Origin of the sequence: Haloferax sp. AB510 (assembly GCF_024136985.1) — an archaeon.
GTDB lineage: Archaea > Halobacteriota > Halobacteria > Halobacteriales > Haloferacaceae > Haloferax.
This window is the reverse complement of record NZ_JAMYJY010000258.1, coordinates 1-298: the sequence shown is the minus strand read 5'-3', so window position 1 is coordinate 298 and position 298 is coordinate 1. Positions and strand designations below refer to the sequence as shown.

Annotated in this window: 1 protein-coding gene; it reads right to left on the bottom strand. The window is 69.1% G+C overall.

The genetic code is table 11. The annotated features are described in order from the left end of the window. A partial coding sequence (locus NKF06_RS20900) for a PKD domain-containing protein (protein ID WP_253246492.1) occupies positions 1–298 on the bottom strand: 298 nt, incomplete at both ends.

Sequence of the window (298 nt, the reverse complement as noted above, 5' to 3'; positions counted from 1 at the left end):
GGTCAGTCACCGTCACTTCGTAGGTGTACTCGCCCGGCGTCGTCAGCGTGACATCCCCGCCGGCGCCCGATGGTGTCGGAGCATTGTCGACGGGAGCAGACAGGACTCGCCAGTCGTACGTGAGGCGCGTCCCCTCGGGGTCCGAGGAGTCGCTGGCGTCGAGCGTGACCGACTGGCCTTCGTCGATAGTCGACGGCGAGGCCGTGAGCGAAGCGGTCGGTGCGGGGTTTACGTCGGCGACGGTCACGGTGACGGTGGCCGTGTCGGACTTCCCGTCGCCGCCGCGGTCGGTCACGGT